At 38.6% G+C, this 13,283-nt stretch carries 16 protein-coding genes and 1 pseudogene; 11 read left to right on the top strand and 6 right to left on the bottom strand.

The genetic code is table 11. The features are described from left to right. From A194_RS0109505 to A194_RS20280, 3 genes are all read left to right on the top strand, one after another. The coding region (locus tag A194_RS0109505) for a GNAT family N-acetyltransferase (protein WP_017186617.1) at positions 1-485 on the top strand (485 nt) is incomplete at its 5' end. A gap of 13 nt (positions 486-498) precedes the next feature. Then, positions 499-735, top strand: coding sequence for a GIY-YIG nuclease family protein (locus tag A194_RS0109500; protein ID WP_017186616.1), 237 nt, complete (start codon positions 499-501; stop codon positions 733-735). A gap of 50 nt (positions 736-785) precedes the next feature. Then, on the top strand, positions 786-944 hold the full coding sequence (locus tag A194_RS20280) for a hypothetical protein (protein WP_017186615.1): 159 nt from the start codon (positions 786-788) through the stop codon (positions 942-944). Positions 945-984: 40 nt separating this feature from the next. Here A194_RS20280 and A194_RS0109490 read toward each other — a convergent pair whose 3' ends face one another. Then, positions 985-3,474 (bottom strand): S8 family serine peptidase, encoded by a 2,490-nt coding sequence (locus A194_RS0109490; RefSeq protein ID WP_423734747.1) that lies wholly within the window; start codon positions 3,472-3,474, stop codon positions 985-987. A gap of 370 nt (positions 3,475-3,844) precedes the next feature. Then, positions 3,845-4,168: a winged helix-turn-helix transcriptional regulator gene (locus A194_RS0109485; RefSeq protein WP_017186613.1), complete on the bottom strand. Its 324-nt coding sequence runs from the start codon at positions 4,166-4,168 to the stop codon at positions 3,845-3,847. Between the two features lie 139 nt (positions 4,169-4,307). On the opposite strand from A194_RS0109485, the gene A194_RS0109480 reads away from it, so the two are divergent. From A194_RS0109480 to A194_RS0109470, 3 genes are all read left to right on the top strand, one after another. Next, positions 4,308-4,838 (top strand): YceI family protein, encoded by a 531-nt coding sequence (locus A194_RS0109480; protein ID WP_017186612.1) that lies wholly within the window; start codon positions 4,308-4,310, stop codon positions 4,836-4,838. Between the two features lie 285 nt (positions 4,839-5,123). Continuing rightward, the gene (locus A194_RS0109475) at positions 5,124-5,495 is read left to right on the top strand and encodes an iron chaperone (RefSeq protein WP_017186611.1); all 372 of its coding nucleotides are present in this window, start codon (positions 5,124-5,126) and stop codon (positions 5,493-5,495) included. Positions 5,496-5,515: 20 nt separating this feature from the next. Further along, on the top strand, positions 5,516-6,883 hold the full coding sequence (locus tag A194_RS0109470; protein ID WP_017186610.1) for a dipeptidase: 1,368 nt from the start codon (positions 5,516-5,518) through the stop codon (positions 6,881-6,883). A 41-nt stretch (positions 6,884-6,924) separates the two neighbouring features. On the opposite strand, the gene A194_RS0109465 is transcribed toward A194_RS0109470, so the two are convergent. Then, the gene (locus tag A194_RS0109465; RefSeq protein WP_017186609.1) at positions 6,925-7,326 is read right to left on the bottom strand and encodes a hypothetical protein; all 402 of its coding nucleotides are present in this window, start codon (positions 7,324-7,326) and stop codon (positions 6,925-6,927) included. Positions 7,327-7,406: 80 nt separating this feature from the next. Continuing rightward, positions 7,407-7,651: pseudogene (locus tag A194_RS18045) on the bottom strand (GlsB/YeaQ/YmgE family stress response membrane protein). 176 nt (positions 7,652-7,827) lie between these two features. On the opposite strand from A194_RS18045, the gene A194_RS0109455 reads away from it, so the two are divergent. The 4 genes from A194_RS0109455 to A194_RS20535 are packed head-to-tail and all read left to right on the top strand — an operon-like array spanning position 7,828 to position 9,100. Then, the gene (locus A194_RS0109455; protein ID WP_017186608.1) at positions 7,828-8,082 is read left to right on the top strand and encodes a hypothetical protein; all 255 of its coding nucleotides are present in this window, start codon (positions 7,828-7,830) and stop codon (positions 8,080-8,082) included. 12 nt (positions 8,083-8,094) lie between these two features. Further along, positions 8,095-8,337, top strand: coding sequence for a hypothetical protein (locus A194_RS0109450; RefSeq protein ID WP_017186607.1), 243 nt, complete (start codon positions 8,095-8,097; stop codon positions 8,335-8,337). Then, positions 8,330-8,935: a hypothetical protein gene (locus A194_RS0109445; protein WP_017186606.1), complete on the top strand. Its 606-nt coding sequence runs from the start codon at positions 8,330-8,332 to the stop codon at positions 8,933-8,935. The genes A194_RS0109450 and A194_RS0109445 overlap by 8 nt, the downstream gene beginning before the upstream one ends. An 18-nt stretch (positions 8,936-8,953) precedes the next feature. Beyond that, positions 8,954-9,100, top strand: coding sequence for a hypothetical protein (locus A194_RS20535; RefSeq protein WP_017186605.1), 147 nt, complete (start codon positions 8,954-8,956; stop codon positions 9,098-9,100). A 38-nt stretch (positions 9,101-9,138) separates the two neighbouring features. Here the strand turns inward: A194_RS20535 and A194_RS0109435 are convergent, their stop codons facing one another. Both A194_RS0109435 and A194_RS0109430 read right to left on the bottom strand, forming a co-directional pair. Further along, a complete protein-coding gene (locus tag A194_RS0109435) occupies positions 9,139-10,146 on the bottom strand; it encodes a TIGR03943 family putative permease subunit (RefSeq protein ID WP_017186604.1) in 1,008 nt (335 codons plus the stop codon). 12 nt (positions 10,147-10,158) lie between these two features. Continuing rightward, positions 10,159-11,157, bottom strand: a complete 999-nt coding sequence (locus A194_RS0109430) for a permease (RefSeq protein WP_017186603.1) — start codon at positions 11,155-11,157, stop codon at positions 10,159-10,161. A gap of 272 nt (positions 11,158-11,429) precedes the next feature. Between A194_RS0109430 and A194_RS0109425 the strand changes: the two genes are divergently transcribed. Continuing rightward, complete coding sequence (locus A194_RS0109425; RefSeq protein ID WP_017186602.1) at positions 11,430-13,112, top strand: PucR family transcriptional regulator; 1,683 nt, start codon at positions 11,430-11,432, stop codon at positions 13,110-13,112. Positions 13,113-13,283: the final 171 nt, after the last annotated feature.

Below are 13,283 nucleotides of genomic sequence, written 5' to 3'. Positions count from 1 at the left end.
TACTCAATGCTCAAGATGCTGAGGCTTATCGTAGGTTAAGGTTTGAGGCATTGCAAGTTAATCCAGAAGCTTTTGCATCAAGTTTTGAAGAGGAAAAGGACCGTGCAGTTGAGGCTTTTGCTGAACGGCTTGAGTCAGAACAAGCGGTTAATTTTGGTGCTTTTTTAGGTGACGAATTAGTCGGTATGGCAACGTTACAGTTTGAAAAGTATTATAAAATGAGACATCGTGGTAATGTAGTTGGGATGTATGTGACAAGTAGCGCTAGAAGGAGTGGTTGTGGTAAAAAGTTATTAGAGCATGCTTTAATGAAGGCTGAAGATCACCAGTTAGAACAAATCTATTTAACAGTTGTTTCTAGTAATTTTCAAGCGAAAAAACTCTATGAAAATATCGGATTTGAATCGATTGGTTTAGAGAAAAATGCTATGAAGCTAGAAAATGGTTGTTATTTAGATGAAGAGCATATGGTGAAGTTTTTGTAAGGGAGCTAAGGTCATGTTTTACATATATATGTTACGCTGCAAAGACGGCTCATTGTATACTGGCTACACAAATGATGTGGCGGCACGTTTGGCTAAGCATCAAGCTGGTGAAGCGGCTAAATATACGCGGGCTAAGCTTCCGGTTCAGCTCGTTTATCAAGAAGAGTTTGAGACGAAATCAGAGGCAATGAAGCGAGAAGCTGCGATTAAGAAGTTGAGTAAGCGGGAGAAAGAGGAGTTAGTTAAGTAGTATAAAGACAAACTAAGATGTATATTAGATTATCGAAGGAGGTTATAGTTATGAATAATTTGAAAATCTATAACATCATTGGAAACCGAGGAGAAGAGCATGAGTGGATGTTAGTGGTGGTTGTGGTTTGTTCTTTTTTAACCTTTAGACGTTTCAATAAGTTAGAACGCTATAAAGAACAATTAAAGGGTTCATTTACACCATATTAATAAATGAAAAAGGATGAGCGCGCAGCTCATCCTTTTTGTTTTAATCTAAGTCAAATTCGCCTAATATCCAACCTTCTTCTACACCGTCGCTACCAACAAACACGACAAAGTTATAGTATTCAGAAGGTAATAAGCTTGGTAGAAGAGGTAATATTCCACTGGCATCGATTTGGTAATCATGCTCCCCTTCTGGTTGAGCGCCAACACTTGCTATTCCAGCACCAGCAGCTAAACCAGCGTCATATATTACGAAATCAACATAATCAATATCATAGTTGAATCCTAATGTTACATCAAATATGCCGTTATTCAGCTCAAAGTTACCAAAGTCTAATAAATCATCAATTTGGAAAACTTCGTATGGGTCTTGTACGAATAGAATAGTAGGAACTTCAATCACTTCATCACCATGTGTTAGTGTAATTAAGCCCTCATAATAACCCCCTTCAAGACCGCTCGCATCAACTTGAACGTTCATGTTGATTTTTTGAGATTTTCCAGGTTGAACATTTAAGTTGTTACTCGTCATGACCTTAATGTGATCCTCACCGTCAAAAAATTCAACATCTATGTCATAACGTTTTCTTTCATTAGAAAGGTTTTGAATTTCAAAGTGTTGACGCTCTACTTGTCTACCATTTTCTTTCTCAAAAGTTCCGAAAGAGTAAGAACCTGGTGCCATTAATGTTTCAGTAGTAATTGCATCAACAATACGAATGCTTCCTGCACCTTGTGTGTTATTTGGGTAACGATTACCATCTAAGTCATACAATGTTTCAGCTGTGTTCATCAAAGCACCTTTAACATTTTGCGTGTCCCAATCTGGATTAGCCTGCACAAGTAATGCTGCTGCACCAGCTACATGAGGTGCTGACATGCTTGTACCTTGCATTGAAGCATAAGCGTGAGGCTGATCAGGGTTATGCGTTGGAACTGTACTTACAATGTTTACTCCAGGAGCCGAAACATCAGGTTTGATCATCCATGTTTCAGTAACTGGGCCACGAGAAGAGAAGTCAGCTACTAACTCTCCGGACATTTCATCCTGAGCAATATCAAATGATACTGTATTGTTACCTTCTTCTAACTCTTGAAGCATTAATGCTCCATCTTCTTGTGACAATTTGATTGTTGGAACAGCCATGCCTGGTACATCTGGTTGTTCACCTTCTACGTTGTTAAATATTACGGCACCAACTGCACCTTCAGCAGCTACGTTTTCAGCTTTTTCAACGAATGCGTATTCACCACGTTCGATTAATGCGACTTTACCTTCCAAATCGACACCATCAACTTCATCTGTAGAACCTAAACCAACATATTCAAATTCGAATTCACCCTCATTTAAAGCCATTAACGCTTCTTCACCAGGGTGTCCCATGACAGCAGATGTATCATATGCATGCCCGCTTGGTGTCGTAACTGATGCATCATACATCATATATGGTAACTGAGTTGCACCTACAGAGATCGCATCACGACTAGTACCTGGAGAACCTACTGTCCAGTCTGCTGGCCCGCTGTTACCGTTAGAAGATACGGCTACAACACCGTCTGCCATAGCTGCGTCAAGTGCAACTGATGTAGCAAAGTCAGGGTCGTTTGAAGTATTACCTAAAGATAAGTTCATAACATCTGCACCGTCTTCAACAGCGCGTTCAATACCTGCGATAACATCGGCAGTTGCACCACTACCACCTGGACCTAAAACACGGTAAGCAAGTAAAGTTGCATCTGGTGCGACACCTTTGATTGCACCATTAGCTGCGATTGTACCAGCTACATGAGAACCGTGGTTAGTAGAATCACCGCGAGGATCATCAGCTGGTGTTTCTTGTGGATCGTCATTGTTATCTACGAAGTCGAATCCTTTATAATCACCAAAAGCATGTTCTAAGTCAGGGTGAGTGTAGTCAACACCTGTATCAATGACTGCCACTGTTACACCTTCACCAGTGTAACCTAACTCTTCCCATGCTTGGTCAGCACCGATATGAGGAGCGCTGTCCATCATATTTGGAGAAACTTCGTGTGCACCAATTTCTGTTGATTCAATTACTTCAGCTTGGTGTTTAACGTTAGGGTATACTGCTTTAATACCATCAACAGCAGCTAGGCTACGTAATTCGTCTTGTTTAACCTCAACTGAGAATCCACTAAATACGTAGTCGTATTCACGTTCAAATTCACTACTTGGCGCAGCTTCAGAAACGCTATCCATTACTGATTGTCTGACAGCTGCCAAGTCGCCTCTTTCTTGTTGTTCGTTATTATGTTTTGCGGCAAGAACTGAACGTTCAGTCAGCTCCACAATTACCGTCACTGGCTCTTCTGATTCATGATCAAATTCACCATGAATTGTACCTAAACGCTGTAGGTCACCTGAGCTAGTTTGAAGATCTCCAACATTGTTATTTGGATTGTTTCCTTTTCCTTGGCCTTGTCCAGGCGAGAAGCCCATTGTACCGAAGACAAGTAAAATAGCGAGTAAGATTAGAATCGGTTTACTTAATGCTTTTCTCAACTGCATTCCCTCCATTATAATTTTTTTAATAAAACAAAAGTTACTCTATTAAACCTCCTTTATTTAAAGTGTTAAAAGGTTACCTATAACCATTTCGTCTCAGATTCAAACTTTTCCTTGTGACAAAAGTACTAAAATTCAGAATTATTAGTATAGCGGTGTGTTCTCTTTGTATCAAGACTTGAGAAACTTTGTGTCTACAAATTCGATTAGTTTCGACAAAACTTAGGGAGGCGAAAGAACTATGATTTCGACGAGGGATGACAAAAGAGTATAAAAAAACAAAAATGTTTTGGAGGTATAACAATAAAAAAAGTCCTTGATCTAGGTCAAGGACTTGAACTTACTGGAAATCATTCGATTTAATTACATTTAACTAGGGTGAATTACTCACTTGTTTCAATCCAGTCTCAGCCCATTTTTGTATTTGGTCTAGGGCTGGCTTCAACGATTCACCTTTATTGGTCAGTGAATACTCTATTCTAACTGGCGTCTCATCATAAACTGAACGTATAACGATGCCTTCTTTCTCTAGATCTTTAAGGCGTTCTGATAATACTCGGCCACTAACGCCGATTGATGATTCGATCTCACAGAAGCGCTGTGAGCCTTCGAGTAATTGATATATGATTAATGTCGTCCAACGTTTGTTCATAATGGAGATTGCTTTTTCAAATCTTGGGCAGATTAATTGGTCCATAGGTCTTCACCTCTTATGTCCTATTATAACGAAAAAAGTCTCGAAAGAAAATAATAAGCTTACTTGACTTTATTAACTATATTATATATACTTGCTTACATAAAGTAAGTTAATTACAAAAAGAGGAGGAGTTTTATTTATGGCAAGTGTTACATTAGACAAAGTTCATAGTTCAGTTGCTTTCCAAGTAAAGCACATGATGGTTTCAAAGGCGAAGGGTGAATTCCAAGATTTTGACGTTCAAGTGAGTGGGGATGTTAATGACTTAGAAAACGCAAGTGTAAAAGCGACAATTCAAGTTGATTCAATTGAAACGAATAACGAAGATCGTAACGGCCACTTAAAGTCAGGTGACTTTTTTGATACAGAGAATTACCCAACGATTACATTAGAGAGCAAGTCGGTTAAGAAAGTAAATGATTCAGAATACGAAGTAACAGCTGACGTTACAATTAAAGACGTGACGAATGAAGAGACATTTAAAGTTGAAGCAAACGGTGTTGCTAAAGACCCTATGGGCGGTAACATGGTTGCTGGTTTCGATGTTGAAGGAACAGTTAACCGTGAGGACTACGGCTTAACTTGGAACGCTCCATTAGAAACAGGTGGCGTTTTAATCGGTAAAGAAGTTAAGCTACAAGCTGGATTCGAATTTGTTATTGAAGAGTAATGGTTAGAGTTAAAAGCGTGGGGAGATAATCCTTGCGCTTTTTTTATTTATCGGCGCTCCGCATAAGTTTATCAGCGCTCGGAGTAATTTATCGGCGCTCTCCATGAGTTTATAAGCGCACGGAAAAATTTATCGGCGCTCCGCATGAATTTATCAGCGCTCCGTATAAGTTTATCAGCGCTCACAAAAACTTATCAGCGAACGCCGATAATCGAAATGAAATGTAATTAAGTCGATATGAATTTTAGCACTGATTGAATTATAATAGAGAAAAGGAGGTTGATTATGGAAGTTTTTGCTGATTATTTAGCGAGTATAAATGATGAAAAACAGCGTGTGCGTATGAATGAAGTGTTAGCTTGGGTGCAAGGTGAGTTTCCGCAGCTTGAGCCAGTAGTTAAGTGGAATCAGCCGATGTTTGTTGATCATGGAACTTTTATTATCGGGTTTAGTATCGCTAAGCCGCATATGTCGGTTGCGCCTGAGAAAAAGGTGATGGAGTTATTTGCAAATAAGATCGAGAAGGCTGGGTATAGTTCTACGAGCCAACTTTTCAGGATTAAATGGAAAGATGAAGTGGATTATGGATTGCTAAGACAATTGATTGAGTTTAATATTGAAGATAAAGCTGATTATACTAAATTTTGGCGGGAGTAACCGTAGTAGGAGGATGGAAGATGAAGGAGCAAGTGATTCAATTTCTAAAAGACAATCGTGAGCGTCATTTACAAGAGTTAGAAGATTTTTTAAAGATTCCAAGTATTAGTGCGCTATCGGAGTATCATGACGATACGGTGCGTGCAGCTGAGTGGGTGCAACAGGAGCTAGGTAATATTGGCTTTCATGAAGCTAAGGTGATGGAATCAGATGGGAAGCCGGTTGTTTACGGTGAATACATAGCAGATGGTAATGCGCCGACAGTTTTAGTTTACGGACACTATGATGTGCAGCCAGTTGATCCTGTTCATTTATGGGATTCTGAGCCGTTTGAGCCGACAATCCGTGATAACAAATTATATGCCCGTGGTGCAACAGATGATAAAGGGCAAGTATTTATGCATCTAAAAGTAATGGAAGCAGTCATTAGTCAAGATGAAAAGCCTCCAGTAAACTTTAAAGTGTTAATTGAAGGTGAAGAGGAGATTGGTAGTCCGAATTTGCCGAAGTTTGCTGAAGAGCATGAGGACATGTTGAAGGCTGACTTAGTTGTCGTATCAGACTCTGCCTTAGTTGAAAAAGGTAAGCCGACGATTACATATGGCTTACGTGGTCTTGCAGGTATTCAAATTGATGTAAAAGGTGCCAATAGCGACTTACACTCTGGTGAATATGGTGGTGGTGTCGTTAACCCAATTCATGCGCTTGTCAAAATCGTGGATTCGTTTCGTGATGAAAACAATCGCATTCAAGTTAAAGATTTTTACCGTGACATTCCAGAGTTATCTCAAGATGAGCGTGACGCATTATCGCAAGTGCCATTTAATAAGGACAAGCTGAAAAGTGAGTTAGGTGTGTCTGATCTAGATGGAGAAGAAGGTTATTCTTACGTTGAGCGCACTTCGGTTCGTCCAACACTAGAGGTGAATGGTTTATACGGTGGTTTCCAAGGAGAAGGGATTAAGACAGTACTACCGAATGAAGCAACGGCGAAGATTACGTGCCGTTTAGTACCTGATCAAAATCCTGACCATATCGTTGAGCAGTTAACGCAGCATGTGTATGATAAAGCACCTAAAGGCGTTGAAGTGGAAGTGAAGCCGTTTGATAAAGGTAAACCATATGTGACACCATTTGATCATCCGGTAATTCAAAAAGCAGCTCAAGCTTACGAGACTGTTTATCAAAATGATACAGCGTACATTCGTGGTGGCGGTTCAATTCCAATTGTTGCGGAATTAGACCGAATTTTAGATATACCCGTTGTCTTAATGGGCTTCGGTTTACCAGATGAAAATTTACACGCACCAAATGAGCATTTCCATTTAGAAAACTTTGATCAAGGAATGGAAACATTAGCGCATTATTTCTACCTATTAGGTGAGTAAAATAAAAGTAGCACGGATTTTGGTTGGTCCGTGCTACTTTTTTATATGCTTAATTCTTTGACGGTAATCGCTTGGGAGATCCGTTCTTGTTTACATTCAGCGAAGTCTTGTTCATCGACAAAGTCGAGTTTCATAGCTGATTCAAGCTTTTCGGTATCAGGTTGTTTAGCTTCAACGATGAAGTCTTTTAAATTGAGCTCTTCTAGTTTTTCCACCGTTTTCTCATTGTCGTATTTTACAGAAGCTCGAATTGATCGTTGTGCTTTATATTTGCCAAGCTTCACTTCTGCCTTTTCACCTGAGCCAAACGTTTCGTCAAAATAGTGGTGGATTTGTTTTTTTAGTTGTTTTAATTCTTTTTCGATCTCTTGCTTTTCATTATTTAAGTCGTAGAAACGTTTTAGATCTTCTTCTGATAGTTGCACCTCTGCTGAGTTAGCCATCATCATTCCTCCAGTCTAGTATCGTTACTAAATTTATATGAGACTGGAGGTAAATTATGAATAAAAATAATAGTGTTGGTCTATCTTACTATTTTCATAATTAAGCTTAAGATTGCAACGAGAATCATCGCACCGAGAATGGCTGGGAAAATCGCAAAGCCTGCTACTTCAGGTCCGAACGTTCCGAATAACCCGTGACCAATCCATGCACCAATAAAACCAACAATAATGTTACCGATAATACACCTGGTGTGCCACCAATTAAAAGGCCACCAGCCCAGCCAATTAGGCCACCGACAATAATTAATATAATAAGTTCCATCATAAAAAATCGCTCCTTTCAATGGGAGAGGTTAGTGAATGTTTACCTCTTTCATTATAGTTTTAAACATAGGGGGGATAAGATCACTCAGCATGGTTTAAACTACGGATGAAATGGATGTGGAAATATTCAAAATAAATTTGTATAATGAAATTACGGAATTAATTGGAGGAATTGTCATGAGTATTTCGAAGCTTTTATATTCAATTGGTTTAGTTTCGTTAGCGTCGCTCGTGCTTTACTTTGTTTTTTATGCTCACATTTATACGCAGTCTGAATTAATTGAAGCATATGCTTTTTTCGGTGCGGCAGTTGCGGTTTATTTCATTTTTGTCTTTCTTTACAATAAAGGAAACGTTGGAAAATGGTTGTCGCTTGCTGGATTGGTGTTAATTGCGGTGTTTGCTGGTGTAATTTTCATTCAGCAGATTTAGGGGAGGAAGTTGATGTTTAAAAAGGATTATATCGTTAAGTTTGTTGCAATATGGGGGATTATATCTGGGATTCTCTTTTTTATTTATAATCAATTATCTGAGTATGGTCTTTCAGTTTCGTCTTTAGTCGCGGGTAGTTGGTTAATTGATTTTGTTACAGCTATACTAACGTTTGCAATTGCTGGTGGTGTATTAGGTTATATGATCTGGAAAGGTCAATTAAAACGTCAAGCCAAGGGAGATCATAATGCTTAATACAGTTATTATATTAGGTTGGACTGGAGTTATACTGTTTTCCATTATGATTCTAACCTTATCCAAAATGATGAAAAGCAATGAATATGGATTGATCCATATTTTAATGGCGATCATGTACACTTTATGGCTTCCTTTGCCGATTGTTTTATATATGGTAGTCGATTTTGATCTCCTATTAATAGGGGCTGTTTTCGGTTCCGTTTACTTACTGATGATTATAGTAACGATGACTTTTCAAACAGGGCACATTGCTTTTCTATTAAATTATAAAGGGGCTCAAAACGACTTAGAATTATACGGCGATTATATGATGTCGATGCTTTCAAAGCCGTTTGAAACGTATGCGAACGTCTTGAAAAGTTTGTGGGCGTTAATTTTAGCGATTGCTTTTTGGAATACTCAAGAACTTCTGATGGTTATACTGATGATTCCTTTTGTTATTCTATTATCCTATTATGTCGCTATATTAATCAATGATAGTTTAGTTAATTCAGTTAAAGGGATTCGCAACATTAAACCCAATCCCATCTTAATTAACCTTGAAACATTACTATTTTTTATCATATTAATTAGTTACTTAACGTTTGGTACATAAAAAGAAAGGGAGCAAACAATGAGAGTTAAATCGTTTTATGCTATGAACAATGATAAGCTTGATCAAAGGATTAATGAATTTTTAAACAGTCAACATATTGAAGTGATTGATGTGAAGTTTTCGAGTACGATGTTTTATTTTTCTGCGATGGTGATCTATAAGTAAAAAGGTAAAGGCCGCTCCACTTAGGGAACAGCCTTTTGTTATAGTTCACTATAATCGAATTGTTCGTATACGTAAGGGTCATCAGGTTGATCGATTCTTTCTATTTCAATGTCTTCTAAGGTGGCAAGTTGCCAGTTGTTATATTCGACTGTTTCGATTGTTCCTGTTACGCGAAGCCATGTGTCGTCCCGAATTTCTTCGAGTCGATTGTCTTCTAATAACAGGCCAAAGATTCCTGCATCAGCTGTACAACATGTAATACCGAAACGACCGACAACGAGTTGATCGTTTTCAAAATCACCTTCTCTAAACGTAAACCCTTCGATCGTTAGCTCTTTTCCGACATAAGCATCAGGGTTTTCTTCAAGTAATGAAATCACCCCAACGTAATTATCTTCCGTCATGACGATGTGGTCAGTTGCTAGCATTTCTTCTTTTAATTCAGGATACATCGATTCAGGGGTGAGGATTTCCAAATCTCCACCGTCATAACGTTCCTCATCATGCTCGCGATACTCTTCAGGGACTTCATCTTCATCGGTTTCAGATGGACTGCTAGCATTTGGTTCATTGTTTTCATCTTCAGTTGCACTTTCTTCACGGTCTTGTTCAATTTGCTGAGCGACTTGCTGACTTTCTTCGTTATTAGCGTAAATACCAGTTTCTGTTGCAAGACGCAGTTCATGTTTAAAGCCCATCATTTGTGCTTGTGAACTACCTAACGCATGACTCGAAAATAACAGCCCTGTAAAAATAGGGATGATAAACAACGCGTAAATGAACGTGAATTTTTTCTTAGACCCTTGATAATCATGATCATGTGCACAATGACACGATTCATGGTGATCGTGGTCATCATCTTTATCATTTCTAAACAATTGAATCGTCCCTAATACGGCCATGACGACTAAAGCAAAGTAAAAGTACGGCATCATGCGTGGGGCGATAAATCGATTAATGTCACCTGTCCAAATAAGTTTGAACAATAGCATTGTAAAACCTAGTAAAATAACGCCACGGATAAACAAATGAGTTGTTTTACTCAACTAAAATACCTCCTAAAACATTAAGGCTTGGAATATGAGAATGACTGGATACACAATGAATGTGACCACAGCAATTAATGTAAAGACAAAACGTGCTTTAAAGTAAGCTAGCATTAGTAGCGTGTTCTTTAAGTCCATCATTGGCCCGTATACTAAGAAAGCAACGATCGATGACGTTGAGAAAATTTGGCTTAATGAAGCACCAACGAACGCATCTGCTTCTGAACATAATGATAAGAAATAAGCAAATGCCATCATAACAGCAGGCCCTAAGAACGGATCCATACCAAATTGGACTAACACTTCACGTGCTAAAAATGTTTGGATAAAGCTTGCAAATGCTGCACCAATTAATAGAAATTTACCCATCGTGAAAAATTCATCACTAGCATGATAGAAAATATCTTTTATTTTTTGCGTAAACGAATGGTTCGCTTGGTGTTCATGTGTAATAGCACCGAACTGTTCACGAAGTGGATTCGTTTTGTTTCGATAGATCGCATAAATAGCTAAACCCACTAACATTGCGATAATAAATGCTAACCCCATTCTAGCATAAACGACGATTAAGTCCGATGAGAATGCATAAAATGTGGATAGTAGTACAATAGGATTTAAAACAGGTGCCGACACGAGAATAACCATCGCGACGTGCAGTTTCATACCCTTTTGCATAAGACGTCTTACGATCGGAACAATCGCACATTCACAAATCGGAAAAACAGCACCCGCAATAACCGCTGGGAAAATTGCTCCAAGTGGGTTAGACGGTATGTACTTTTGAATCGTTTGATCGGATACGAATACTTGAATGATCGATGAAACGAACACACCAAGTAATACGAACGGAATCGCTTCTAGAAAAATACTTAAGAAAATCGTATTAAAATCTAGAACGCGACTTGGTATATTTAAACGGTCATCTAGAGCCATTGTATCGGCAAATAAAAAGGCGAAAAATATGAGAAACAAAAGCGCGTAAATAACCCCTTCTCGAAGAAACCCTTTCATAATTAAACTCCTTAATCTCTTTTTTATATTCTATCATTATTCTATCGCTAATATGACTTGATTAATAGATTGTAATATTTGCTAGAATAAATTATCTAAAAATAAATAGTGCATGTAAAGGATTAAATCGTAATTGTTACGAAAAAGTAAACTCTATACCAACAATTAGGGAAGAAGGTATTACAAAATATTTCAATTTTCTAAATTGACTGTATGTTTAGTTTGTCACTATAATTAATACAAAGATGTCAAAAGAGAAAAAGGGTGATCACATGGGTATGCGAGTAAGTGATGTGTTGGATCTTGATGTGATGAAAGAGGCAGTCGTTCATACTGGTCATAAAGACTTAGCACATAAACTTATTGAGTGGATCTCCGTCATCGAAGTGCCAGTTGAAAACTTCGTAAGAAAGCACGAGTTTGTGTTAACGACTGGAATGGGGTGTGAGGAAGACCCAGCGTTGTTTCGATCGTTTGTCGATGATGTGATTCAGTCTGGTGCAACGGCTCTGACTGTTTCAACGGGTCGATACGTATCCAACATTCCTAGAGATATTTTGGAACTTGCTTCAACACATAACTTCCCCATAATTGAAGTCCCATGGAAAACCCGCTTTTCTAACGTTATTCATGATGTATTGCAAACAATTAATGAACAGAACGAACAAAAAAGGCAAAAAGCTGAAAATTTACGGCAAACGTTAACGAACAGTGTTTTAAATGGCAGTTCTTTAGAAGAGTTAATGGATTTGTTGTATGAAGCGATTAAAATCCCAGTAGCAATCAGTGACGATGAAAAGAATGTGAGAGCCAACTGTGATTTTGACTCGACTGTTATTGAGGCTTTAAATGATGAGGGTGACATTTCTGTTGAGAAATTAGAAAAGCCAGATGTCCCTTTAGCAGAACATCCACTTTACCACCATTTGGACCAATACAATGTTAATGGGAAGATGTGCTATGAGTTAACGATTTTTTCAAATAATAAAAAGCAGGGCTATTTGTTGTTTATGCCAGAAAAGCCTGATGAACTGAATTGGTTTACGATGCATGCTTTAGAGCACGGTTTAACAGCTTGTGCGTTATATTTTTTAACTGAAAATGCGGTGGAAATGACTGAGATCAGGTTGAAAGACAATTTCGTTTTGCAGCTAGCTAAAGATGACACGCCACTCGATGCGAAAATGTTGTCAAAAGGTGAGTTGTTAGGTTATGACCTCGCCTTACCATATGCATGCTTAGTCGGTGACTTCCGTGTTGTCGAAGAGGATGACCCGACGTGGGATGACGCTCAAGATCAACCTGGACGCTCGTCACTGCACAGTTTAAACTATTACGTTCAAAAAGAAGTGACTCACGCCAGTCAGCAGTTGGAACGCAAAACAATGTCGTCATTCGATGAAGGTGAAGTCATTATATTTTTAGAAATTGAGGAGAATGGCTATCAAGAAACGGTCAATCACTTTTTAGATATGGTTGAAAGAAGATTGCACGACCAGTTGGCGCACGTATATTTCGCATGGGGAGTAGGACTTCATAACCAAGGCTTACAGTCATTTTACGAAAGTTACCACGAAGCGCGTACAGCCTTAGATATTCATACAGAAGAACACGGCTTCGGCGAGCGGACATTTTTTGAAGAAACGAAGGTTAATCGACTACTCATGAACGTCGCCAGCAACGACTCGTTGATCAAAACGGTGCAAGAGACAATTGAACCTTTGATTGAGTATGATCGCAGGCGACAAACAGACCTCATTCATACATTTATGACGTATCAAAAATATAAAGGCAATGTTAGCCAAACTGCACGAGCATTGAACCTGCATCGCCAGTCACTCTTGTACCGCTTACGCAACATCGAAAACTTAACCGGCCTTACACTAGTCGAAGCAGATGACTCATTTTTATTAGAGTTAAGCGTGCGGCTATGGCTGTTGAAACAATTTAAATAGTTAGGTTTAGAACCCTAGAGTGTGAAGCTCTAGGGTTTTGTTTTGGTTTTATTTGATCCGGTGGTGAGATTTAGGGCGTGCTATATGATATCTTGTGTCCGACACTAATGTGGCCTCGTCCGACAGTTATTGATGTTCGTTCGACATTAACCCTATTCTATTCGGCAATAA

This window comes from Alkalibacillus haloalkaliphilus C5 (genome assembly GCF_000269905.1).
In the GTDB taxonomy this organism is placed as follows: domain Bacteria; phylum Bacillota; class Bacilli; order Bacillales; family Alkalibacillaceae; genus Alkalibacillus; species Alkalibacillus haloalkaliphilus_A.
This window is presented reverse-complemented; position numbering and strand designations above follow the sequence as displayed.

Coding starts and splice junctions, on each gene's coding strand:
- A194_RS0109480 (WP_017186612.1), top strand. CDS start 4,308: ATGGCAAGTGTTACATTAGACAAAGTTCATAGTTCAGTTGCTTTCCAA.
- A194_RS0109445 (WP_017186606.1), top strand. CDS start 8,330: ATGCTTAATACAGTTATTATATTAGGTTGGACTGGAGTTATACTGTTT.
- A194_RS0109430 (WP_017186603.1), bottom strand. CDS start 11,157: ATGAAAGGGTTTCTTCGAGAAGGGGTTATTTACGCGCTTTTGTTTCTC.
- A194_RS0109425 (WP_017186602.1), top strand. CDS start 11,430: ATGGGTATGCGAGTAAGTGATGTGTTGGATCTTGATGTGATGAAAGAG.
- A194_RS0109490 (WP_423734747.1), bottom strand. CDS start 3,474: ATGCAGTTGAGAAAAGCATTAAGTAAACCGATTCTAATCTTACTCGCT.
- A194_RS0109455 (WP_017186608.1), top strand. CDS start 7,828: ATGAGTATTTCGAAGCTTTTATATTCAATTGGTTTAGTTTCGTTAGCG.
- A194_RS20280 (WP_017186615.1), top strand. CDS start 786: ATGAATAATTTGAAAATCTATAACATCATTGGAAACCGAGGAGAAGAG.
- A194_RS0109485 (WP_017186613.1), bottom strand. CDS start 4,168: ATGGACCAATTAATCTGCCCAAGATTTGAAAAAGCAATCTCCATTATG.
- A194_RS0109475 (WP_017186611.1), top strand. CDS start 5,124: ATGGAAGTTTTTGCTGATTATTTAGCGAGTATAAATGATGAAAAACAG.
- A194_RS0109470 (WP_017186610.1), top strand. CDS start 5,516: ATGAAGGAGCAAGTGATTCAATTTCTAAAAGACAATCGTGAGCGTCAT.
- A194_RS0109450 (WP_017186607.1), top strand. CDS start 8,095: ATGTTTAAAAAGGATTATATCGTTAAGTTTGTTGCAATATGGGGGATT.
- A194_RS20535 (WP_017186605.1), top strand. CDS start 8,954: ATGAGAGTTAAATCGTTTTATGCTATGAACAATGATAAGCTTGATCAA.
- A194_RS0109465 (WP_017186609.1), bottom strand. CDS start 7,326: ATGGCTAACTCAGCAGAGGTGCAACTATCAGAAGAAGATCTAAAACGT.
- A194_RS0109500 (WP_017186616.1), top strand. CDS start 499: ATGTTTTACATATATATGTTACGCTGCAAAGACGGCTCATTGTATACT.